The sequence below is a fragment of the Streptococcus sp. 27098_8_91 genome (assembly GCF_041432385.1).
Lineage (GTDB): Bacteria > Bacillota > Bacilli > Lactobacillales > Streptococcaceae > Streptococcus.
In genome coordinates, this window is the sequence record NZ_JAPVZN010000001.1 from 98568 (window position 1) to 120415 (window position 21848).

20 protein-coding genes are annotated in these 21848 nt (G+C 41.6%); 7 read left to right on the forward strand and 13 right to left on the reverse strand.

The window, feature by feature from the left end; translation table 11 throughout:
• The first annotated feature begins 72 nt into the window (after positions 1 to 72).
• Positions 73 to 1149, forward strand: coding sequence for a DUF2974 domain-containing protein (locus O3611_RS00450; RefSeq protein ID WP_315639395.1), 1077 nt, complete (start codon positions 73 to 75; stop codon positions 1147 to 1149).
• A gap of 104 nt (positions 1150 to 1253) precedes the next feature.
• Positions 1254 to 1883 (forward strand): MBL fold metallo-hydrolase, encoded by a 630-nt coding sequence (locus O3611_RS00455; RefSeq protein WP_315639396.1) that lies wholly within the window; start codon positions 1254 to 1256, stop codon positions 1881 to 1883.
• A 104-nt stretch (positions 1884 to 1987) separates the two neighbouring features.
• Here O3611_RS00455 and O3611_RS00460 read toward each other — a convergent pair whose 3' ends face one another.
• A complete protein-coding gene (locus O3611_RS00460) occupies positions 1988 to 2752 on the reverse strand; it encodes a hypothetical protein (protein WP_153225436.1) in 765 nt (254 codons plus the stop codon).
• Positions 2753 to 2839: 87 nt separating this feature from the next.
• Positions 2840 to 4732 (reverse strand): M13 family metallopeptidase, encoded by a 1893-nt coding sequence (locus O3611_RS00465; protein WP_371607461.1) that lies wholly within the window; start codon positions 4730 to 4732, stop codon positions 2840 to 2842.
• A gap of 178 nt (positions 4733 to 4910) precedes the next feature.
• Between O3611_RS00465 and O3611_RS00470 the strand changes: the two genes are divergently transcribed.
• The 5 genes from O3611_RS00470 (at position 4911) to O3611_RS00490 (ending at position 8795) form a co-directional block, all read left to right on the forward strand.
• Entirely contained in the window at positions 4911 to 5633 is a 723-nt protein-coding gene (locus O3611_RS00470) for a metal ABC transporter ATP-binding protein (protein WP_075231208.1), read from the forward strand.
• Complete coding sequence (locus tag O3611_RS00475) at positions 5630 to 6478, forward strand: metal ABC transporter permease (RefSeq protein WP_075231207.1); 849 nt, start codon at positions 5630 to 5632, stop codon at positions 6476 to 6478. The genes O3611_RS00470 and O3611_RS00475 overlap by 4 nt, the downstream gene beginning before the upstream one ends.
• A 31-nt stretch (positions 6479 to 6509) precedes the next feature.
• Positions 6510 to 7439 carry a metal ABC transporter substrate-binding lipoprotein/adhesin PsaA gene (gene psaA, locus O3611_RS00480; protein WP_315639398.1) on the forward strand — a complete coding sequence of 310 codons (930 nt, stop codon included), beginning with the start codon at positions 6510 to 6512 and terminating at the stop codon, positions 7437 to 7439.
• A gap of 121 nt (positions 7440 to 7560) precedes the next feature.
• Positions 7561 to 8055 (forward strand): thiol peroxidase, encoded by a 495-nt coding sequence (gene tpx / locus O3611_RS00485; RefSeq protein ID WP_315639400.1) that lies wholly within the window; start codon positions 7561 to 7563, stop codon positions 8053 to 8055.
• Between the two features lie 89 nt (positions 8056 to 8144).
• Positions 8145 to 8795, forward strand: a complete 651-nt coding sequence (locus O3611_RS00490) for a metal-dependent transcriptional regulator (RefSeq protein ID WP_315639402.1) — start codon at positions 8145 to 8147, stop codon at positions 8793 to 8795.
• Between the two features lie 43 nt (positions 8796 to 8838).
• Here O3611_RS00490 and dtd read toward each other — a convergent pair whose 3' ends face one another.
• The 11 genes from dtd to metF all read right to left on the reverse strand — a co-directional run bounded on the left by dtd (position 8839) and on the right by metF (position 21790).
• Complete coding sequence (gene dtd / locus O3611_RS00495) at positions 8839 to 9282, reverse strand: D-aminoacyl-tRNA deacylase (protein WP_049530966.1); 444 nt, start codon at positions 9280 to 9282, stop codon at positions 8839 to 8841.
• Between the two features lie 30 nt (positions 9283 to 9312).
• Positions 9313 to 11529, reverse strand: a complete 2217-nt coding sequence (locus O3611_RS00500; RefSeq protein WP_371607462.1) for a bifunctional (p)ppGpp synthetase/guanosine-3',5'-bis(diphosphate) 3'-pyrophosphohydrolase — start codon at positions 11527 to 11529, stop codon at positions 9313 to 9315.
• 144 nt (positions 11530 to 11673) lie between these two features.
• Complete coding sequence (locus tag O3611_RS00505) at positions 11674 to 12804, reverse strand: ABC transporter ATP-binding protein (RefSeq protein WP_049504000.1); 1131 nt, start codon at positions 12802 to 12804, stop codon at positions 11674 to 11676.
• Between the two features lie 113 nt (positions 12805 to 12917).
• Positions 12918 to 13787 (reverse strand): helix-turn-helix domain-containing protein, encoded by an 870-nt coding sequence (locus tag O3611_RS00510; RefSeq protein ID WP_371607463.1) that lies wholly within the window; start codon positions 13785 to 13787, stop codon positions 12918 to 12920.
• 2 nt (positions 13788 to 13789) lie between these two features.
• A complete protein-coding gene (locus O3611_RS00515; RefSeq protein ID WP_045763483.1) occupies positions 13790 to 14176 on the reverse strand; it encodes a Mini-ribonuclease 3 in 387 nt (128 codons plus the stop codon).
• Positions 14169 to 15512, reverse strand: a complete 1344-nt coding sequence (gene cysS, locus O3611_RS00520) for a cysteine--tRNA ligase (RefSeq protein WP_371607620.1) — start codon at positions 15510 to 15512, stop codon at positions 14169 to 14171. Before cysS ends, O3611_RS00515 begins: the two co-directional genes overlap by 8 nt.
• Positions 15513 to 15740: 228 nt before the next feature.
• Positions 15741 to 16502 carry a nucleoside phosphorylase gene (locus tag O3611_RS00525; protein ID WP_371607464.1) on the reverse strand — a complete coding sequence of 254 codons (762 nt, stop codon included), beginning with the start codon at positions 16500 to 16502 and terminating at the stop codon, positions 15741 to 15743.
• 3 nt (positions 16503 to 16505) lie between these two features.
• Complete coding sequence (locus O3611_RS00530) at positions 16506 to 17372, reverse strand: GNAT family N-acetyltransferase (protein WP_371607465.1); 867 nt, start codon at positions 17370 to 17372, stop codon at positions 16506 to 16508.
• A gap of 11 nt (positions 17373 to 17383) precedes the next feature.
• The gene (gene cysE, locus O3611_RS00535; protein ID WP_371607466.1) at positions 17384 to 18001 is read right to left on the reverse strand and encodes a serine O-acetyltransferase; all 618 of its coding nucleotides are present in this window, start codon (positions 17999 to 18001) and stop codon (positions 17384 to 17386) included.
• A 14-nt stretch (positions 18002 to 18015) separates the two neighbouring features.
• Positions 18016 to 20238 carry a polyribonucleotide nucleotidyltransferase gene (pnp, locus tag O3611_RS00540; protein WP_371607467.1) on the reverse strand — a complete coding sequence of 741 codons (2223 nt, stop codon included), beginning with the start codon at positions 20236 to 20238 and terminating at the stop codon, positions 18016 to 18018.
• 691 nt (positions 20239 to 20929) lie between these two features.
• Positions 20930 to 21790: a methylenetetrahydrofolate reductase [NAD(P)H] gene (metF, locus tag O3611_RS00545; RefSeq protein WP_371607468.1), complete on the reverse strand. Its 861-nt coding sequence runs from the start codon at positions 21788 to 21790 to the stop codon at positions 20930 to 20932.
• Positions 21791 to 21848: the final 58 nt, after the last annotated feature.

The window sequence follows — 21848 nt, forward strand, 5'->3', positions numbered from 1 at the left end:
TAGCAAAATTCTCCTCACTACTAGCGAAATTGATGCAAATCTGATAAGATAAAAGTAAAGAAAGGAGTTCCCATGTCCAATATTTTCGACTACCTAACTGACGTTCAATACGATTCTTTTTACGATCTTCCCTTGAATGAACTGGATATACTTGCTTTTACAGAGCTGACCTATCTTTCTTTTGATAACCTATTGGACCAGCCTGTCAATCGTTTAAGCGATGTCGCAACACGTGTCCCGCGAGAAAGCACCATGTTGACCAATAAAGAACGTCTGCAACTCTTAGACCAGCTTGCCCAGCACAAACGTTTTAAAAATAGCAAACTCTCTAACTTTGTCAACGAAATTGATACCGAGCAACAGAAACAGTTCGCTGCTATGACCTATCGCCTTGATTTAGATACTTATCTGATTGTCTTTCGAGGTACAGACGATAGTATTATTGGTTGGAAGGAAGATTTCCATATGACCTACATGAAGGAAATCCCTGCCCAAAAGCATGCTCTTGAATACTTGGAGGATTTCTTTACCCAACATCCAAAACAAAAAGTGATTGTAGCTGGACATTCTAAAGGTGGGAATCTGGCTGTCTATGCTGCCAGTCAAATTCGACCTGAATTGCAAGACAAGATATCTGCAGTTTATACCTATGATGCCCCTGGTTTGCAGGCTCATCTGACTGAGACCACTGGTTATCAAGATGTTATTCCAAAAATTCACCGTTTCATCCCACAAGGTTCTGTCATTGGCATGATGCTGGAAGTTCCTGATACTCCTATCGTCGTCAAATCTACAGCTCTTGGTGGCATCGCCCAACACAGCACCTTTAGTTGGCAAACTGAGGATAATCACTTTGTCCAACTAGAAGAAATCAGCAGTGAGAGTCTCCAAATTAAAGACACTCTCAAAGAATGGGTGGACAGTGTTCCTGATGAGGAATTGGAGCTCTACATCGATCTCTTCTTTGGTACCATTCTAGAATCTGGAATCAGTTCCATTAATGAACTGTCTTCTAAAAATGCTATTGACCATGTTCAACAACTTGTTTCTCAAGCCCAGACACTGGAGCCTGAACAAGTTGAAATCTTAAAAAATCTGACACAACTCCTGCTGGATGCTCGTTTCCAAGCCTGGAAGAATCATTTTTAATTTATCAAAAAGTCCTTCCTTTACGGAGGGACTTTCTTGTTGATTCCTTATTTTATTCTTCTGTGTTATACTAGAAACTGTAAATCTTTGAAAGAGGAAATCCTATGAAAATCCATAAAACTGTGAATCCTGTCGCCTATGAAAATACTTATTATCTTGAAGGGGAGCAACACCTGATTGTGATCGATCCTGGTAGCCATTGGGAGGTCATTCGCAAAACTATCGAAACCATCAATAAACCGGTCTGTGCCATTCTTCTGACCCATACCCACTACGACCATATTATGAGTCTAGACTTGGTCAGAGATACTTTCGGAAATCCTCCCGTATATGTGTCAGAAAGCGAAGCTGCTTGGCTCTTTACTCCTGTCGACAATCTTTCTGGCCTTCCTCGACACGACGATATGGCAGATGTCGTATGTAGACCAGCCGAACAGACCTTTGTCTTTCATGAAGAATACCAGATTGAGGAATTCCGCTTTACTGTATTACCAACTCCAGGCCATTCTATCGGTGGAGTTTCATTTGTTTTCCCAGATGGACACTTGGTCTTAACGGGAGATGCCCTTTTCCGAGAAACCATTGGTCGAACAGATCTACCTACAGGTAGCATGGAACAACTCCTTCATAGTGTCCAAACCCAGCTCTTCACCCTTCCAAACTACGATGTCTATCCAGGGCACGGACCTGCTACTACCATCGCTCACGAAAAAACCTTCAATCCATTTTTCTAAAACATAAAAACCAAGGACAATTATCCTTGGTTTTTGTATAGCTTCAATTTCTACATCACTACTTGCTCGGTAGAATCAAAATTGACTAGAAAAATAATTTAAAACTAATTAGTTGGATTCAATTCTTTCCAGTCAATGTTAGACAAATCAAGCTTTTCAGAAGAAATATCTAAAACTTGCTCTGCTTTTTCATTACCACCGATTTGAATAGTTGCTTCTTTAATCTTCTGCACTCCATTTTTATCAAACGAATATAGAGCCAGGTTCATTTCTGGACGAGTTGACTGCCAGTCTGCATAAGAGACTAGACCATTTTCGTAAATAACAAAGCCTGAGCGAAAACCACCTGCAGAAGCTACATAAGCTGTGTGAAGTAAGTTTGGTTTTTGATTTTCCAAATAATAAATGGCTGAAACGAATTTTTCATCCCCAATAAGTAACTCATCTTGCCCATCCTTATTCAAATCAAGAAGGGCATATTTAAAGTCTGGTGCATTTTGATAATCCATTCGAGAGAAAATCATGCCATATTCTTCTGATGCAATCTTGTGTTGTTTATTTTCCTCGTATAAATCTTCTCTATTACCTTGTTTTAAAAGCTCTGTATAGTGATTATAACGTTCAATCACTTCTTTATACAAATCTGGTCCCGTTTCCTTCTTATTTTCAGCAGTTGATTGTGACGCTTTGGTTGACGATTCGCTTGTATTTTCAGTCTTTGCTTCTGTTGATGTACTAGACTTATCGTCTTTGGAAACAGATGATAGTGCAGATGAAGGTTCTGTATTGCTATTATTTTTATTGAGACCACAAGATGCCAAAACTGAAATCGAAAGAATAGATGAGAGCATCATTAAAAATTTCTTCATATTAACCTCGATAGCATTGCATTTTCAGATGTATAAACTTCAAAAATGAATCATTCACGTCAAGTTATACTTGGTTAAGAAATCATTTTACCAAATAATCACACGGTCTTCTGGTGAACGCCACATTCCGTCGCCTTCTTTGACATCATAGGTCGTAAAGAAGTCGTCAAAGTTTGGCACTTGGACGTTAACACGGAGTTTAGCTGGCGCGTGTACGTCAACGCTAGCCATGAGTTTCATCAACTCTGGGCGACCTTTCATACGCCAGATACGAGCAAAGTTATGGAAGAACTCTTCAGCTGAGAAATCTGGCTCTCTCTTAGCAGCTTCTAGCGCTGCAGCGATTCCTCCTAGATCGGCAACGTTTTCGGATACAGTTAATTTCCCATTGATTTTTGCGCCGTAAGATTCTTGGCCATCAAACTGGTCGATAACCTTCTGTGTCTTTTCTTTAAAGGCTGCATAATCGCTCTCTGTCCACCAATCCTTGAGACTTCCATTTTCATCAAAGGAAGCCCCATTTGTATCAAAGGCATGAGAAATTTCATGGGCGATAACCGCTCCGATCCCACCATAGTTGGCAGAAGATGACTGATGCAAGTCATAGAATGGTGCCTGTAAAATAGCAGCAGGGAAGACAATCAAGTTCTTTTGTGGATTGTAGTAGGCATTGACCATATGAGCAGGCATTCCCCACTCCTTGTAGTCAACTGGCTGATTCCACTTACTCCAGCTGTGTTTGATTTCCACGCGCGCAAAAGATAGGGCATTCTCAAAGAGGCTAGCAGATTCGTCCACTACCTTATCCTTGTAGCGAGCTGGTAGTTCTTCTGGATAACCGATATAAGGCTTGATGACATTGAGTTTAACGATAGCTTTTTCTCGTGTTTCAGGAGTCAGCCAGTCGTTCTTAGCCAAGCGTTCCTTATAAACGTCAATCATAGTTGCTACTTTTTTCTCTACATCCGCCTTGGCTTCTGGAGAGAATTTTTCATGGGCATACCAAAGTCCGAGAGCTTGTTTGAATGGTCCTTGCGCTAAGTGGTAAGCAGCCTTGCGTTTATCTTGGGCTTCTGGAACACCTGAAAGAGCACGGCCATAAGCACCTGACAAGATACGAATCTCATCTGTCAAATAGCTAGTTGAAAGGTTGACCACACTCAAGATCAAGCTTGCCTTGAGCAAAGGCCAAGCTTCTTCACTATAGAATTGCTCTGCTGCTTGCCAGAAACGTTCCTCATCTACGATAACCTTATCAGGTACTTGCCCAATCACTGCTTGGAAGAAGTCGTCGAGAGGTAAAGCTGGTGCAAACTTTTTGAAATCTTCATAAGAGTATGGATGATAGAGTTTGGCATACTCTGAACTTTCTTCGTTTGATAGTACAACTGCTGCGATACGGCGGTCCAATTCCAATCGTTTCTCTAAAAGATCTTCGATTTCTTCATCTGAGAAGTTATAGGCTTTGAGGAGATTAGCAGTACTTTCTTTCCAAAGGTTCAATAATTCCTCACGCTGTGGATGGTCTTCCGCATAGTAGGTTGTGTCAGGCAAGATAGTTCCTGGAGCACTAGCCCAGAGAACATTGGTTCTAGCATCCATAAAGTCTGGTGATACTCCAAATGGAAGGAAGTTTGGTTTACCAGCTAATTCAAATGCATCTAGTTTACTTGCGAAATCCGCAAAACTTTCCAAATCTTGGTATTCCTTCAATAAAGGAAAGACTGGCTCAATTCCATCTGCTTCTCGTTTGTCAAAATCTCTGACCATACGATGGTACTTAACAAAATTTGCCAAGATAGCATCTTCTGGAACATCTTCTCCAGCCAACCACTTGTCAGTCGTCGTTAGCATCAACTCTTCGATTTCTTCGTCAAGGTCGATAAAACCACCTGTTCTCGATTTATCGGCTGGAATAACAGCAGTCTTTTCCCACTCACCATTTATTGCATCATAAAAATCATCTTGATAACGTGTCATCTTGTTCTCGCTTTCATTTTTCACTTATTCTTAGCTTAGCAAAAATCCCTGGGGAATGCAATTAAAAATGCCGTCTTCTTCTGATTGTTTTCTAGTTAATATTTTAAATATTTACAAAAATTAACTTGACTTAATTTTTATTTTAAGGTATATTAAAAGATAGGAGGAATATAACTGTATGATACGTATCGAAAACCTCAGTGTCTCCTACAAAGAAACGTTGGCACTAAAGGATATTTCACTAGTGCTCCAAGGACCAACGATTACCGGAATTATTGGCCCAAACGGCGCTGGGAAATCAACATTATTAAAAGGTATGCTGGGAATTATCCCACATCAAGGTCAGGCATTTCTCGATGACAAGGAAGTTAAAAAATCCTTACATCGAATCGCCTATGTCGAACAAAAAATCAATATCGACTACAACTTTCCCATCAAGGTCAAGGAATGCGTCTCGTTAGGACTGTTTCCCTCTATTCCTCTCTTTCGAAGTTTAAATGCTAAACATTGGAAGAAAGTGCAAGAGGCCCTTGAAATCGTCGACCTAGCTGACTACGCTGAACGGCAAATCAGTCAACTCTCTGGAGGTCAATTCCAGCGGGTCTTGATTGCCAGATGTTTGGTGCAGGAAGCCGACTATATCCTCTTGGATGAACCCTTTGTTGGGATTGACTCAGTCAGTGAGGAAATCATCATGAATACGCTGAGAGATCTGAAAAAAGCTGGGAAGACGGTTCTCATCGTCCACCACGACCTCAGCAAGGTTCCCCACTACTTCGATCAAGTCTTGCTTGTCAATCGAGAAGTGATTGCCTTTGGTCCGACCAAAGAAACTTTTACCGAAGCCAATCTAAAAGAAGCTTACGGTAATCGACTCTTTTTCAATGGAGGTGACCTATGATTGCAGAATTTATCGATGGATTGCAAAAATTCCATTTCCTACAAAATGCCTTGATAACAGCTATTGTCGTCGGGGTCGTAGCTGGAGCTGTGGGATGTTTCATCATTCTACGCGGGATGTCACTCATGGGAGATGCCATTTCACATGCTGTCTTGCCAGGTGTAGCCCTCTCCTTCATCTTGGGCCTTGACTTCTTTATCGGAGCCATTGTCTTTGGATTGCTAGCTGCCATCATCATTACCTACATCAAGGGGAACTCGATTATCAAAAGCGATACCGCCATCGGCATTACCTTTTCTTCTTTCTTAGCCCTCGGTATCATCTTGATTAGTGTCGCTAAAAGTTCAACTGACCTTTTCCATATCCTTTTTGGTAATATCCTAGCCGTCCAAGATACGGATATGTTTATTACTATGGGTGTAGGGGTAGCCATTCTCTTGTTAATCTGGATTTTCTTCAAGCAACTCTTGATCACTTCCTTTGATGAACTCTTGGCTAAGGCCATGGGAATGCCTGTCAATTTCTATCACTACTTACTCATGGTACTCCTAACTCTCGTGTCTGTGACAGCTATGCAAAGTGTCGGAACTATCCTGATTGTAGCCATGCTGATTACCCCAGCAGCAACTGCTTATCTCTATGCTAATAGCCTGAAAAGTATGATTTTCCTTTCCTCAACCTTTGGAGCTACAGCTTCAGTTTTGGGACTCTTTATCGGCTATAGCTTTAACGTTGCGGCAGGTTCTAGTATCGTGCTTACAGCCGCTAGTTTCTTTCTTATTAGCTTCTTTATCGCTCCAAAACAACGATATTTGAAACTGAAAAATAAACATTTGTTAAAATAAGGGGCAGAACCCCACTAAATTGGAGGATCTAATGAAAAAATTAGGTACATTACTCGTTCTCTTTCTTTCTGTCATTGCTCTTGTAGCATGTGCTAGCGGAAAAAAAGATGCAGCTTCTGGTCAAAAACTAAAAGTTGTTGCTACAAACTCAATCATCGCTGATATTACTAAAAATATTGCTGGTGACAAAATTGATCTTCACAGTATCGTTCCTGTTGGTCAAGACCCACACGAATACGAACCACTTCCTGAAGACGTTAAGAAAACTTCTCAAGCTGATTTGATTTTCTATAACGGTATCAACCTTGAAACAGGTGGCAATGCTTGGTTTACAAAATTGGTAGAAAATGCCAAGAAAACTGAAAACAAAGACTACTTTGCAGTCAGCGAAGGTGTTGATGTTATCTACCTTGAAGGCCAAAACGAAAAAGGCAAAGAAGACCCACACGCTTGGCTCAACCTTGAAAATGGGATCATCTTTGCTAAAAATATCGCAAAACAATTGAGCGCTAAAGACCCTAGCAACAAGGAATTCTACGAAAAAAATCTCAAAGAATATACTGAAAAACTAGACAAACTTGATAAGGAAGCTAAAGAGAAATTTAACAACATCCCTGCTGAGAAAAAACTCATCGTAACCAGCGAAGGATGCTTCAAATACTTCTCTAAAGCTTACGGTGTACCAAGTGCCTACATCTGGGAAATCAATACTGAAGAAGAAGGAACACCTGACCAAATCAAGACCTTGGTTGAAAAACTTCGCCAAACAAAAACTCCTTCCCTCTTTGTCGAATCCAGTGTCGATGACCGTCCAATGAAGACTGTTTCACAAGACACAAACATCCCAATCTATGCTCAAATCTTTACAGATTCTATCGCTGAAGAAGGTAAAGAAGGCGACAGCTACTACAACATGATGAAATACAACCTTGACAAGATTGCTGAAGGTTTGGCAAAATAAGCCTCTGAAAAACGTCATTCTCACGTGAGCTGACGTTTTTTTCTGCCCATATTTTCAGTCAAACTATTGGAAAAGTCTGAACATTTAATGTAGAATGAAAGAAAAAAGATTGGAGTAGCTTATGACTACATTCCTTGGAAATCCTGTAACTTTCACAGGAAAACAACTGCAAGTAGGAGACAAGGCTCTTGACTTTTCTCTAACAACAACTGACCTTTCTAAAAAATCACTGGCTGACTTTGAAGGTAAGAAAAAGATTTTGAGTGTCATTCCTTCTATCGACACTGGTATCTGCTCACTTCAGACTCGTCGCTTTAACCAAGAATTGGCTAGCTTGGACAACACTGTTGTCCTTACTGTTTCTATGGACCTTCCATTTGCTCAAAAACGTTGGTGTGGCGCAGAGGGAATTGAAAATGCCATCATGCTCTCAGACTACTTCGACCACTCTTTTGGACGTGATTACGCGCTCTTAATCAATGAGTGGCATCTGCTTGCGCGCGCGGTCTTTGTCCTTGATGCTGACAATATTATCCGTTATGTTGAGTATGTGGACAATATCAATTCCGAGCCAAACTTTGAAGCAGCCATTGAAGCAGCAAAGTCGCTTGACTAAAAGAAAGCCCACTTATAACAAGGCAGAAAGCTAGAGAAATCTAGCTTTTTTTGGTATACTAGATGGAGATAATAAACAAGGAAATGCAAATGACACCTAATAAAGAAGACTACTTAAAATGTATTTATGAGATTGGCATGGAACTTCCTAAGATTACCAATAAAGAAATCGCTGCTCGAATGCAGGTATCACCTCCAGCTGTAACTGAAATGATCAAGCGCATGCAATCCGAAAATCTTATCCTAAAAGATCAGAAAAAGGGCTACTTACTAACGGACATTGGTTTAAAACTTGTATCTGACCTTTACCGAAAGCACAGACTCATTGAGGTTTTTCTGGTTCACCATCTAGACTATACCAGCAATCAGATTCACGATGAGGCTGAGGTATTAGAGCATACAGTTTCAGACCTTTTTGTGGAGCGACTGGAAAATATGTTAGGCTTTCCAAAGACCTGTCCCCATGGTGGAACCATTCCTGCCAAGGGTGAGCTTCTAGTTGAGGTTAATAACCTACCACTCTCTGATATCAAGGCAGCTGGAACCTATCTTTTGACAAGAGTTCATGATAGCTTTGAACTTCTCCAATATTTGGAAAAACATGCAATCCATATTGGAGAACAACTCCAAGTCAAGCAGTTCGATGGCTTCTCTAATACCTTTACCCTGATTCACAACAATGAAGAACTTCAAGTCAGCCTCGAAATCGCTAAACAACTCTATGTTGAAAAAATGAACTAAAGTCTTTATCAGCAAAAAACCAAGCCCGCGAGCTTGGTTTTTCTTATCTATTTTTGGTGTCAAGGATGATGGTTACTGGGCCATCATTGACCAGTTCTACCTGCATATCTGCTCCAAAGACTCCTGTCTCAACAGGAACTTCCTTGGCTAGTTCTTGGTTAAATTCTTGATAGAAAGCTTCCGCCATATCCGGTTTAGCTGCACCTGTAAAGGCTGGACGATTGCCTTTTTTGGTATCGGCAAACAAAGTAAACTGAGAGATGGAAAGGATTTCTCCTTGGATATCTTTAACAGAAAGGTTCATCTTGCCTTCAGCATCTGAGAAAATCCGCATATTGACAAGCTTTCTAACTGCATAATCCATATCTTCTTTTTGATCCTCAGGTCCTACACCTACTAAGAGTAAGAGCCCCTGCTGGATTTTCCCATATACTTGACCCTCAATAGAAACTTGAGCTTTCTTGACACGCTGAACGATAATTCTCATTGCAATCCTTTCTGATTATATCAAACCAACTTAACCATTGGTCCGTTTGACTGAGTAAACTTCTGGTACACTCTTAATCTTATCAACTACAGTGGTCAGCATTGAAAGGTTTGAAATTCCAAAGGAAACATGGATATTAGCAAATTTCATATCCTTGGTTGGTTGGGCATTAACCGTTGAGATGTTTTTAGTTGTATTTGACAAGACCTGTAAAACATCGTTCAAAAGTCCAGTACGATTGAGACCGTAAATATCGATATGAGCGATATATTCCTTGCTTGAGAATTGGTCTTCCCATTCAACATCGAGTAGACGTTGTTCGTAGTTTTCCTGTGAACGAAGGTTCATACAGTCTACACGGTGGATGGCAACTCCGCGTCCTTTGGTAATATAGCCGACGATATCATCACCTGGAACAGGGTTACAACATTTGGCAATCCGGATCAAGAGCCCAGAAGCACCTTGGATGACTACTCCACCCTCATGCTTAACCTTAAGCGTGTCCTTGTTCTCCACCTTGACTTCGCCACCCTTGACCAATTCTTCAGCCTCTGCCTTAGCCTTGGCACGCTCTTCTTCACGACGTTCCTTCTCCGTCAAACGGTTAAAGACAGTGATGGCTCCGATTTCTCCAAAACCAATGGCTGCGAAAAGGGCTTCTTCTGTTTTGTAACTAGTTTTTTGAAGGACTTCATCCATGTGACGTTTGTCCATAAATTTATTAGCCACATAGCCGTTTTCTTGGAGCTGATTAATCAGCAATTCACGACCTTTATTGATGGACAATTCTTTGTCTTGGTTTTTAAAGAACTGACGAATTTTATTTCGAGCCTTGCTGGTCTTAACCATGTTGAGCCAGTCACGGCTTGGTCCAAATGAATTTGGATTGGTGATGATTTCAACCTGGTCACCTGTTTTTAGCTTGGTAGTCAATGGTACCATGCGACCATTAACCTTGGCACCTGTTGCTTTTTCCCCAATTTTAGTATGAATCTCATAAGCAAAATCAATCGGGCCAGAATCTTTTGGAAGTGAACGAACCGCGCCATCTGGAGTAAAGACATAAATCTCCTCAGCCAGGTAGTTTTCTTTGACAGTATCTACAAATTCCTTGGCATCATCTGCTTGATCTTGGAGCTCCATCATCTCCTTGATCCAATTCATCCCAATGGTAGATTCCTTGCTATTAACTTGACCCTTGATTCCTTTTTTGTAGGCCCAGTGAGCCGCAACACCGTACTCAGCAACCTCATGCATTTCCTTGGTTCGAATCTGGAATTCAATCGGTCCCTTTGGCCCATAAACAGTTGTATGGATGGACTGGTAACCATTGGCCTTACGGTTGGCAATATAGTCCTTGAAACGACCTGGCATTGGTTTCCAAAGCTCATGAACATAACCTAGCATCGCATATACATCACTTTGAGTGTCTAGGATACAGCGAATGGCAATTAGGTCATAGATCTCCTCAAAGCGTTTTTTCTTGTCCTGCATCTTGCGATAAATAGAGTAGATATGCTTTGGACGGCCATAGATTTTCCCTTTAAGGTGGCGCTCAGATGAGTATTCCTCAAGTTTCGTCACAACTTCATCGACCAAGGCTTCGCGTTCTTGACGTTTTTCCTTCATCATGTGACTAATCTTGTAAAATTCAGTTGGATTCAGATAGCGGAAAGAGAGGTCCTCTAGTTCCCACTTAACACTTGAAATCCCCAAACGGTGAGCAAGCGGTGCATAGATTTCCATGGTTTCTCTAGAAATACGCTCCTGCTTGTCCTTACGAAGATGTTTGAGGGTGCGCATATTGTGCAGACGGTCAGAAAGTTTGACCAAGATAACACGGATATCCTCTGACATGGCCATAAGCATCTTGCGGTGGTTTTCAGCCAGCTGCTCTTCGATAGACTTGTACTCAACCTTACCAAGTTTGGTAACACCGTCCACAATCACTCGAACATCATGGCCAAACTCACGCTCTAAGTCATCCAAGGTAGCTTCTGTGTCTTCTACCACGTCATGCAAAAAACCACAGGCAACTGTAACAGCATCTAGCTTAAGTTTAGCCAAAATTCCAGCTACCTGAATGGGATGAATAATGTAGGGCTCACCTGATTTACGATACTGGCCACTATGGCATTCAACAGCATAAACCAAGGCCTTATGGACAAAAGCCACATCTTCTTTCGATAAATATTTTTGCGTTAAAGCGACGACTTCATCGCCTGAATAAATTACTTCTTTTGGCATGCATACTCTCCAATTCTTCCTACCATTTTAACACTTTTTTGAGGATATGAAAACTAGAAAAGCTTCTTCTGTAAGAGTTTGCTAAACTTAATAAAAAAACACTACCAGAAAAACTCTAGTAGTGCTCATTGATTCAAATCTATCTTAGTAAACTGTTCTTTCAGTTTCTACGTCGAAGAAGTGTGCTTTGTTCAAGTCAAATCCAAGTTCAACTGTTGCACCTGCTTGCAAGTAGTCACGAGCGTCAACTTTTGCAACGAACTCATCTTTACCAACTTGGCAGTATAGGTGAGATTCTGAACCGAGCAATTCTGATACAGAGATTGTTGCTTTCACAACTGATTCTGGGAATGTTTCAAGAAAAGCAGGTTCTGCATTTACGTCTTCTGGACGGATACCGAAGATCAATTCTTTTCCTTCGTAGCCTTTTTCACGAAGAACTTTCAAAGCACCTTCTGGAACTTTCAAAGTAAATCCGTCAGCAACAATGCGGTCACCGTTCAATTTAACGTTGATGAAGTTCATAGCTGGGCTTCCGATGAATCCTGCTACGAATTTGTTAACTGGGTTTTTGTAAACTTCTTGAGGAGTACCGATTTGTTCAACACGTCCGATAGTACCTGTACCAGCAGGGTTTTTAGTTGCTGACATGATAACGATACGATCTGCAAGTGTCATCGCTTCTGTTTGGTCGTGAGTTACGTAGATAGTTGTAGCTCCGATACGACGGTGGATTTTAGCGATTTCAGCACGCATTGATACACGAAGTTTTGCATCCAAGTTTGACAAAGGTTCGTCCATCAAGAATACTTTTGCATCACGGACGATCGCACGACCCATGGCAACACGTTGACGTTGACCACCTGAAAGGTCAGCTGGTTTACGATCCAAGAATTCTTTCAAACCAAGAATTTCTGCTGCTTCTTGTACACGTTTGTCAATGTCTTCTTTGCTATATTTACGCAATTTCAAACCAAAAGCCATGTTATCGTATACAGTCATGTGTGGGTAAAGAGCGTAGTTTTGAAATACCATGGCAATGTCACGGTCTTTTGGAGCCACATCGTTGACAACCACGCCATCGATAGATGCAGTACCTTCTGTGATGTCTTCAAGACCTGCAATCATACGAAGAGTAGTTGATTTACCACATCCTGAAGGTCCTACGAAAACGATAAATTCTTTGTCTTTAATGTTCAAGTTGAAATCTTCAACTGAGTAGTGTTCGCTATTTGGATATTTTTTGTAAATATTTTTAAGATTTAATTCTACCATTTCGGTGAACTCCTTTTGTCATTTGATAGTTTTATTATAGATGAAAACGCTTTACATTTCTATGGCAAGGTGACCAAAAAAATAAAAAAGTTCTGTGCAACTTGCACAAAACTTTAGATTATATCTGGTAAAATCAACTGATAACACAAGGTCAAATCTGTCAATTCTTTCAACTGCAGTCCTGTCAGTTCTTCCCACTTATCAATCTTGTATTGGAGAGAATTGCGATGTAAATACAGTTGCTGAGCTGTCTTCGTAAGGACAGCACTGTTTTCCCACAGTGAAAGGATGATTTCCTGAATCTGATCCTGGTCCACAATCATCTGATGCAGATATTCCTTGACAACTCGGAGATCCACAATTCTTCCACCCATACTCCACAGATAGAGTTGAGAAAAAGTATGGAACCCTTGATGCCCTTGTCGCCACCAGTTTTTGAACAAGTCACGTTCTGCTTTGATGAGATCTGACAGAACCTGATGTCCTGTCTGTGACCAGACCTGACCTAACATGATGGATAAACGTACTCCAAAGTCATATTCTACAGCTTCCAAGGTATCCATCAAGATAGAGCGAACGGATGTGTACTTATCCTGTTGGAGAACAAAAATGTAATCCTGCGCTCCCACCTGAAGCACCGTTTGACAATTTGGAAAGAGAGTTCCCATCATCTCTAACCAAGACGTTAAATTTTCCTGTTGGAAATAGGATAGGTGACAATAGACAAGCTGCAATTTTTTAAAGTTTTGCGGTGCCTGTCCTTTGCCTTCAATGAGATAACTATACCAGGGATTGAGGGAAATGGTTTGCTCCTGCTTGGTTAAGAGAGCCACCAGTTGTTTTTCACGCTCGCTCAGACTAGCTTCCTCAAGCAAAAGCCACTGATAATTTGACAGAGGTAGACTTAGATAACCCTCTTTATCAACTGGCTGATCTAAGATTTTACCATCAGGAAACCAATCCAATAGTTCTTTTGCAATCATTTCTAGCCCTCCACTTTTTGGATGCACCAAGAAATCAAGGTTTCGAGGCGTTCCACATTTTCAGTCATATGAAGATAGCCCATGACCGCTTCAAAACCCGTGGACATACGGTAGGTTACCACATCCGCATTCTTAGCCTTGGTATGGCTGTTGGTATTGCGACCCCGTTTATAGATTTCTTCTTCTTTTTCCGTTAGGACTTCTTCTTCCAGCATGAGGGAAATCAAATGTGCCTGAGCCTTGGCCGACACATACTTGGTTGCCTCTTGGTGGAGTTTATTGGGCTTGGTCATGCCTTTGAGGATGAGATGGCGACGGATATACATAGAATAAACTGCATCTCCTTCAAAAGCTAGAGCAATCCCGTTAATGAGATTGACATCAATCACGTGTCCACCTCACTCCATCCTTGGTGTCAAGTAGCTTAATCCCTTGTGCAGCTAGTTGGTCACGGATTTGGTCAGCTGTCGCAAAGTCTTTATTAGCACGCGCTTCTTGGCGTTTTTGGATCAAGGCTTCAATCTCTTCATCCAAAACTTCTTCGACAAAGACTACTCCAAAGACTTCTAACATGGCCGCAAGAGCTTCCTTAACGGTTGCATCATAGTTGCCTGAGTTGATCCATTTGGCCATTTCAAAGACAACTGTGATTCCATTAGCTGTATTGAAATCCTCATCCATAGCAGCTACAAACTTATCTTTAAATGCCTGTAACTCCTGAGCATCTACAGTTCCAGTAAATGGTTGTTCATAGGTGTTCTTCAAATACTTGAGATTTATCTCCGCATCACGCACTGCTTTTTCCGTAAAATTGATAGGCTTACGGTAGTGCTGAGTCGCAAAGAAGAAACGCAATACTTGACCGTCGATAGTTTTGAGAGCATCGTGTACCGTAATGAAGTTTCCCAAAGACTTAGACATCTTGACATTGTCGATATTGACAAAGCCATTGTGCATCCAGTAGTTGGCAAAGGTCTTGCCTGTTTTAGCTTCAGACTGGGCAATTTCGTTAGTATGGTGAGGAAACTCAAGGTCAGCTCCACCACCGTGAATATCGATAGTATCACCCAAAATCTCCGTTGACATGACCGAACACTCGATATGCCAGCCTGGACGACCAGGTCCCCAAGGACTGTCCCAAGAAATCTCGCCTGGTTTAGCAGTTTTCCATAGAGCGAAGTCTACAGGATTTTCCTTACGAGCAGTTTCTTCATCTGTACGACCTGAAGCACCTAGCTCCAAGTCTTCCAAGGTTTTATTGGCCAACTTAGCATAGTTATGAGATTTTTCTACACGAAAATAGACATCTCCTTGACTCTCATAAGCATAGCCCTTTTCAATCAAGTCTTCTACAAAGCGGATGATATCAGCCATAAACTCTACAACACGTGGATGACGAGTCGCAGGTTTAGCACCCAAAGCTGTCACATCTTCACGAAAGGCAGCGATATACTTGTCCGCTACTTCCTGAGGTGTGATACCTTCTTCCTTGGCACGGTTGATAATCTTATCATCCACATCGGTAAAGTTTGAAATGTAGACAACCTCATAACCACGGTACTCAAAGTAGCGACGAATGGTATCGAAGGCTACTGTTGAGCGGGCATTCCCCACGTGGATATAGTTATAAACTGTCGGCCCACAGACATACATCTTAACCTTGCCGTCCTCGATTGGGATAAATTCTCGCAAATCACGAGACATAGTGTCATAGATTTTAATCATAAAATAATAGTCAGGAAAGCTAAAATTCATAAACAGATAGTTTCATAACTAACTGTTCAACGAAATTTTAGTCCGATTGCCTGTCACAAATCGGATTTCCTTGCTCCTTTCTAAACATAAAAGAAGAATGAAGTAAAAAGATGAAGGGAGTCACTACGGAAGTTTTATTTCTATGTTTTCCGTTAGGCTCCCTTCCTTTCTTTTTTCGAATTTATCGTAAAGACTAGTCTAAACTAACTCTTGAGCAATGACTAGGGCAATCTCAAAGAAAGTCATAGCATCCGCTTTTCTATCCTCGCGTCTAGCATCCCATTCATGATTGTGATGGTCGACATAGTCAGCTGTGTAGAAAAATTGATAGACATTGGCTTGGCGATATTGGGCCCAGGCCATGATAGCTGAAGCTTCCATATCTACAACTCTAGCTCCTGCTTCTAGTCTTCGTTTGACTTTAGCAGCTGTCTCACGATAGAAGGCATCTGTGGTCCAAGACTTTGTTCGAATATGCTCAATACCAGCTTTATCCAAGGCTTTTTCCATAGTTAAGAGTAGAGATCGCTCATAGGCTATTTCATCACTTGCTGGAGCATAGTGATAACTAGTACCTTCATCACGTAAAGCCGAGCTTGGTAGGATAATCTTATCTACTTGAATAGACTGGTCCAGAACTCCACAAGACCCTAAAACGATAAAGTTCTTAAATCCTCTTGCTTTGAGTTCTTCTAAGAGTCCAACAATCATTGGAGCACCAATCGTAGCCATAGCAACTGCTACCTTACTCCCATCTTTTTCATAGATATACCATGGCAGTTTGCCATTTAGATTGGTAAGATAGCCACCTTCGTAGACACCATCTATCTGCTTTACTCGTTCAAGGATTTCTCCATTAAAAGACAAGATAATGGTATCACAGATTTCTCCACCACTAAGAAGGCTTCGATCAGTTGGCTCTATAACAGCAGGTACATTTTCAAATTCTTCTAATAGCATTTATTACTCTTTCGCATTCAGATAAACCACTTGGGTTTGTTTGACAAAGCCAATCTTTTCATACAAACGTTTGGCACCTACATTGCTATCTTCCACAGCAATCTGAAACTCCTTATCATTTTGCTCAATCAGTTTGTTGACGAGGGATTTTGCTAGATAGCTTCCGTAGCCTTGCCCACGTTCAAGCTCAGTTATTGCTAAACCATAGAGGTAATTCGTATTAGTCGATAAATCAACTGTACAAGTTCCAATAACCTGACCGTTTTTTAATAAAATATATAGGCGACTTTCTGGATCTTTCAGAGCTTTAGCGACATATCTATCCACAACTTCTTTAGATTCATGTTCCTCTGAAAATACCTGAAATTTTAACTGACTAATTTGATCCTGATAGGAACGATCTGCTAACAAAACGTCCAGATTGGAAAGTTTTGCTAACGGATAAGGTCTTCTATCCTTACCTAACCAGGTTTCTGTCTCTTCATCCTCAACCAGTCCCCAGTTGTTGACAAAATCAGGATGGCGGTCTAGAAAAACACACTCTGTCTGAAAAGTGACTGAATGAATCGGAAAAGAAGCTGTTTCTCTCTCAAAACTAGTAAACAATGCACGCGCAATTCCTTGACGGCGATGATTGGGGTGGACCAGGATCGCTACTTCCACATCTTGGTCATCTGCATAGACGGTTAATAGGCCAACAAGTTCACCTTTTTCATAATAAAGGAAAAAGGTGGGCATATCGGGGTTAAAATTGAGCATGTTAGAAAGATAAGGATCACGATAAGTACTGTCATAGTTTTGGCAACAGTTAATTAGTTTTTTCGCCTCAGATAGCTCCTCTTGGCTTAACTTGTTTCTTGCTTGAATCATATAGGTATCCTCTATAAGCCTGACGAACTATGACTGGCATCTCTCGCCTGCTCAAGTTTATTGACGTAGTATTCCCGTTTTACTTCAACTTCGTGAATGGTTGGTTCATCCTTTTGCCCATGCACTCGGACAATCTTAGCTGGAATACCGACAACCGTTACATCACTAGGAACATCTGCTACGACAACCGCTGCAGCACCGACTTTGGCATTTTCACCGATTTCTACAGGTCCAATGACTTGAGCATGAGCAGAGATGAGAGCTCCTTTACGAACGGTCGGATGGCGTTTGCCACAATCCTTCCCAGTCCCACCAAGGGTTACCCCGTGGTAGAGAAGAACTCCTTTTTCAACGATAGCCGTCTCCCCAATTACAAGACCTGAACCATGGTCGATAAAGACACCTGATTCGATCTGAGCGCCTGGGTGAATCTCTATCTGCGTCCAAAAACGCCAAAACTGGCTGTGCATACGAGCTAAAAGCTTAAAGCCATGTTTCCAGAGAAAATGAGAGAGACGGTGGGCAGCCAAGGCTTTGACACCAGGATAGGTCAGCAAAACTTCCAAGGTAGTGCGAGCTGCTGGATCATTTTCTTTTACGATATCAATGGTTTCACGCCACCATCCCATATATTTCTCCTTTCTTATTCTGAATCTTTTGGTGTTTCTGTAGTTTCTTTCTTAGGTTTGTGGTCCTTGTGGTGATGACGAGGACGATCGCCATGGCGATGACCTTTATCCCCTTTTTCTTCTGAACGTTCAGGTTTTGGCGGACGTGGCAAGAGTGCCTTCATAGAAGCATCTACACGACCTTTTTCATCGATCTTAATAACCTTCACATCTACAAAATCACCAATTTGAACTAAATCTTCTACATTATTAGTACGAGTCCAAGCCATTTCAGAGATGTGTACGAGGGCATCTGTCTTGTCAAAGAGGTTGACAAAAGCACCAAATTTCTCGATACGAACGACTTTAGCACGGTAAACTTCATCCACTTTAGCTTCACGGACCAAACCAGCAATGATTTCTTTGGCACGGTTAATAGCATCTTGATCGCTAGAGTAGATAGATACATTTCCTTCTTCGTCGATATCAATCTTAACGCCTGTTTCAGCGATGATCTTATCGATGGTTTCTCCACCTTTACCGATGACAATCTTAATCTTGTCCACATCGATCTTGATGGTATCAATTTTCGGAGCAGTTGGAGCCAATTCTGGACGAACTTCTGGAATGGTAGCTTCGATGACGTCAAGGATTTCAAAACGAGCTTTCTTGGCTTGAGCAAGAGCTTCAGTCAAGATTTCTGCAGTGATCCCTTGGATCTTGATATCCATCTGAAGGGCTGTAATCCCATCGCGAGTACCTGCAACCTTGAAGTCCATATCACCAAAGTGGTCTTCCAAACCTTGGATATCTGTCAATACTGTATAGTTGTTACCATCTGAGATAAGTCCCATAGCAATCCCTGCTACTGGCGCCTTGATTGGCACACCACCAGCCATAAGGGCAAGAGTGCCGGCACAGATAGAGGCTTGAGATGAAGAACCGTTTGATTCCAAGACTTCTGCTACCAGACGGATCGCATATGGGAATTCTTCCAAGCTTGGCAATACTTGAGCAAGAGCACGCTCCCCAAGAGCACCGTGACCAATTTCACGACGACCAGGTGCACCGTAACGTCCAGTTTCCCCTACAGAGTATTGTGGGAAGTTATAGTGGTGCATAAAGCGTTTCTTGTACTCTGGATCCAAACCATCGATGATTTGCGTTTCACCCATTGGTGCCAAAGTCAAGATAGAGAGAGCCTGAGTTTGTCCACGAGTGAAGAGACCTGAACCGTGTACACGAGGAAGGAAGTCAACAACCGCATCCAAAGGACGGATTTCATCGACCTTACGGCCGTCAGGACGAACCTTGTCTTCTGTGATCAAACGGCGCACTTCTGCGTGTTCCATTTGTTCCAAGATTTCAGCCACATCACGCATGATTCGGTCAAATTCTTCGTGGTCTGCATATTTTTCTTCGTAAACTGCTGTTACTTGATCTTTTACTGCTTGAGTTGCAGCTTCACGCGCTAATTTTTCTTCAACTTGAACAGCTTTTTGAAGGTCACTGTTGTAGGCTGCGATGATTTCAGCTTGTAATTCAGCATCCACATGAAGCAATTCTACTTCTGCTTTTTCTTTACCAACTGCCGCAACGATTTCTTCCTGGAAGGCAATCAATTCTTTGACAGCTTCGTGCCCTTTCAGAAGAGCTTCCAACATGATTTCTTCTGACAATTCTTTGGCACCAGATTCTACCATGTTGATAGCGTGCTTCGTACCTGCTACTGTCAATTCAAGAAGCGATTGCTCTGCTTGTTCTTGAGTAGGGTTGATGATGATTTGGCCATCAACATAACCTACTTGTACCCCAGCGATTGGTCCGTCAAACGGAATATCTGAGATAGACAAAGCCAATGATGAACCAAACATAGCTGCCATTGGTGCAGATGCATTTTCATCGTAAGAAAGAACCGTATTGATCACTTGCACTTCATTACGGAAACCTTCCGCAAACATCGGACGAATTGGACGGTCAATCAAACGCGCTGTCAAAGTCGCATCTGTTGAAGGACGTCCTTCACGTTTCATGAAGCCACCAGGAAACTTCCCAGCTGCATACATTTTTTCTTCGTAGTTGACTTGAAGTGGGAAGAAATCCCCAGTTGCCATCTTCTTAGACATAACGGCAGCAGTCAAGACAGTTGACTCACCATAACGCACGACAACAGAGCCATTTGCTTGCTTAGCAACCTGACCAGTCTCTACAATCAACTCACGACCCGCAAAAGTCGTTTGAAACACTTGTTTTGTCATTTTAATCCCCTTTGGATTGATAATATTATACGCCTTGCCTACAAAGATCAAGATATTTTGGACGGTTCGGCTTTCCGAACATTTCTGTAGAAAAATAGGAAGGTGACGCCGCACTCGATGAGTGCTAGGAAGCTTATCTTTTTTCCTAAGAAATGAGGCCAAAATTCAATTACTCAAGATACCAAGCCGTTAAGCAACTCAAAGGAAAATAGGAAATCGAACGACGGAGCGACTGCTCCTAGGTAGATTTATCTTTTTCCACAGAGTTGTAGGCGTGTTCAGTTACACAGGATACTAAGGGCGTGAAGAATCCCGTATGAAAATAGGAGATTGACGCAGTGTGCCACGCACACCAGGAAATCTATCTTTTTCACTAGGGATTTAGCCCGTGTTCAACTTTCAAGATACCAAGGACGTCAAAAGCAAAGTAAAAATAGGAAACTGGTGAAGTCTTCGATGAAGACAAGACCGTTTATCTTTTTTACACAACTTTTCGGCCGGGTTCAATTACTCAAGATATTTTAGACTTTTTGAGTTTTGTTTTCGCAATCTTTATAACCTAAATACCCTCATCTTTGTATCAAGTACGTACAGAGTCTATTTTATCATATTTTTCTTAAAAAGTACGGTCTTTTCTATCAAAAAGGAACCATTCCTCTATGAAAAGAAGAATGGTTTGCTTTTAATTATTTTAAGGTTGGTGATTGAACAAGGCATGGGTTGCTTGGTGGATGTACTGAGCAGTGTCTGCGTTGTTCATGGTGTAGAGATGCACGCCTGCTACGTCTTGCGTTACCAAGTCCACGATTTGGTCTACGGCATAGGCAAGTCCTGCTGCTCTGAGTGACTCAGGATCATTCTCATACTTGTCCAAGATAGCCTTAAACTTACGTGGGAGATGGATATTCTCACAAGTCTTCAAGAGACGAAGCGCTTGGTTACGATTGAGGATTGGCATGATACCCGCATGAATGGGAACATCAATCCCAGCCAAGGTACATTTGTCTTGGAAATCGTAGAAACGCTCGTTGTCAAAGAAAAGCTGAGTGACAAGGCTTGAACAGCCTGCATCTACTTTTTTCTTGAGATTTTGAATATCTGAGATTTGGTTTGGCGAATCAGGATGTCCCTCAGGATAACAAGCACCGATGATATCAAAGTGTGGGGCCTGTTCCTTGATGAATTCAATCAGGTCTGTCGCGTAACGGAAATCTTTTTGAGGCTCAACATCTGGAATGATATCTCCACGCAAAGCCAAGATTTTCTGAACACCAACCTTATCCAAATCTGCAATGGTCTCAGCAACCTTATCCTTAGTCAGATAAATAGCTGGCAAGTGAGCAATGGTTGGAATCTCCAAGTCATTTTGGATATAATCAGCCAAACGAACCGTCGTCTCTTTGATATTAAATTTATTATTGCTGGCAGTCACACTGATGAAGTGTGGAGCCAAGTCTTGCATGTTTTGCAGAGCTGCAATAATTTTGTCATTGCCTACTGCTGGGGTTGGAGGGAAAACTTCAAATGAGAGGGACGGTGTTTGACGTAACATATGTATGAACCTTTTCTAGTTGATTTCTTACTGATCAACCATGTATGGAGAAATGTCT

Excerpts from the sequence above, each read along its gene's own strand:
- O3611_RS00450 (WP_315639395.1), top strand. The coding sequence starts at position 73 with ATGTCCAATATTTTCGACTACCTAACTGACGTTCAATACGATTCTTTT.
- O3611_RS00455 (WP_315639396.1), top strand. The coding sequence starts at position 1,254 with ATGAAAATCCATAAAACTGTGAATCCTGTCGCCTATGAAAATACTTAT.
- O3611_RS00460 (WP_153225436.1), bottom strand. The coding sequence starts at position 2,752 with ATGAAGAAATTTTTAATGATGCTCTCATCTATTCTTTCGATTTCAGTT.
- O3611_RS00465 (WP_371607461.1), bottom strand. The coding sequence starts at position 4,732 with ATGACACGTTATCAAGATGATTTTTATGATGCAATAAATGGTGAGTGG.
- O3611_RS00470 (WP_075231208.1), top strand. The coding sequence starts at position 4,911 with ATGATACGTATCGAAAACCTCAGTGTCTCCTACAAAGAAACGTTGGCA.
- O3611_RS00475 (WP_075231207.1), top strand. The coding sequence starts at position 5,630 with ATGATTGCAGAATTTATCGATGGATTGCAAAAATTCCATTTCCTACAA.
- psaA (WP_315639398.1), top strand. The coding sequence starts at position 6,510 with ATGAAAAAATTAGGTACATTACTCGTTCTCTTTCTTTCTGTCATTGCT.
- tpx (WP_315639400.1), top strand. The coding sequence starts at position 7,561 with ATGACTACATTCCTTGGAAATCCTGTAACTTTCACAGGAAAACAACTG.
- O3611_RS00490 (WP_315639402.1), top strand. The coding sequence starts at position 8,145 with ATGACACCTAATAAAGAAGACTACTTAAAATGTATTTATGAGATTGGC.
- dtd (WP_049530966.1), bottom strand. The coding sequence starts at position 9,282 with ATGAGAATTATCGTTCAGCGTGTCAAGAAAGCTCAAGTTTCTATTGAG.
- O3611_RS00500 (WP_371607462.1), bottom strand. The coding sequence starts at position 11,529 with ATGCCAAAAGAAGTAATTTATTCAGGCGATGAAGTCGTCGCTTTAACG.
- O3611_RS00505 (WP_049504000.1), bottom strand. The coding sequence starts at position 12,804 with ATGGTAGAATTAAATCTTAAAAATATTTACAAAAAATATCCAAATAGC.
- O3611_RS00510 (WP_371607463.1), bottom strand. The coding sequence starts at position 13,787 with ATGATTGCAAAAGAACTATTGGATTGGTTTCCTGATGGTAAAATCTTA.
- cysS (WP_371607620.1), bottom strand. The coding sequence starts at position 15,512 with ATGATTAAAATCTATGACACTATGTCTCGTGATTTGCGAGAATTTATC.
- O3611_RS00525 (WP_371607464.1), bottom strand. The coding sequence starts at position 16,502 with ATGCTATTAGAAGAATTTGAAAATGTACCTGCTGTTATAGAGCCAACT.
- O3611_RS00530 (WP_371607465.1), bottom strand. The coding sequence starts at position 17,372 with ATGATTCAAGCAAGAAACAAGTTAAGCCAAGAGGAGCTATCTGAGGCG.
- cysE (WP_371607466.1), bottom strand. The coding sequence starts at position 18,001 with ATGGGATGGTGGCGTGAAACCATTGATATCGTAAAAGAAAATGATCCA.
- pnp (WP_371607467.1), bottom strand. The coding sequence starts at position 20,238 with ATGACAAAACAAGTGTTTCAAACGACTTTTGCGGGTCGTGAGTTGATT.
- metF (WP_371607468.1), bottom strand. The coding sequence starts at position 21,790 with ATGTTACGTCAAACACCGTCCCTCTCATTTGAAGTTTTCCCTCCAACC.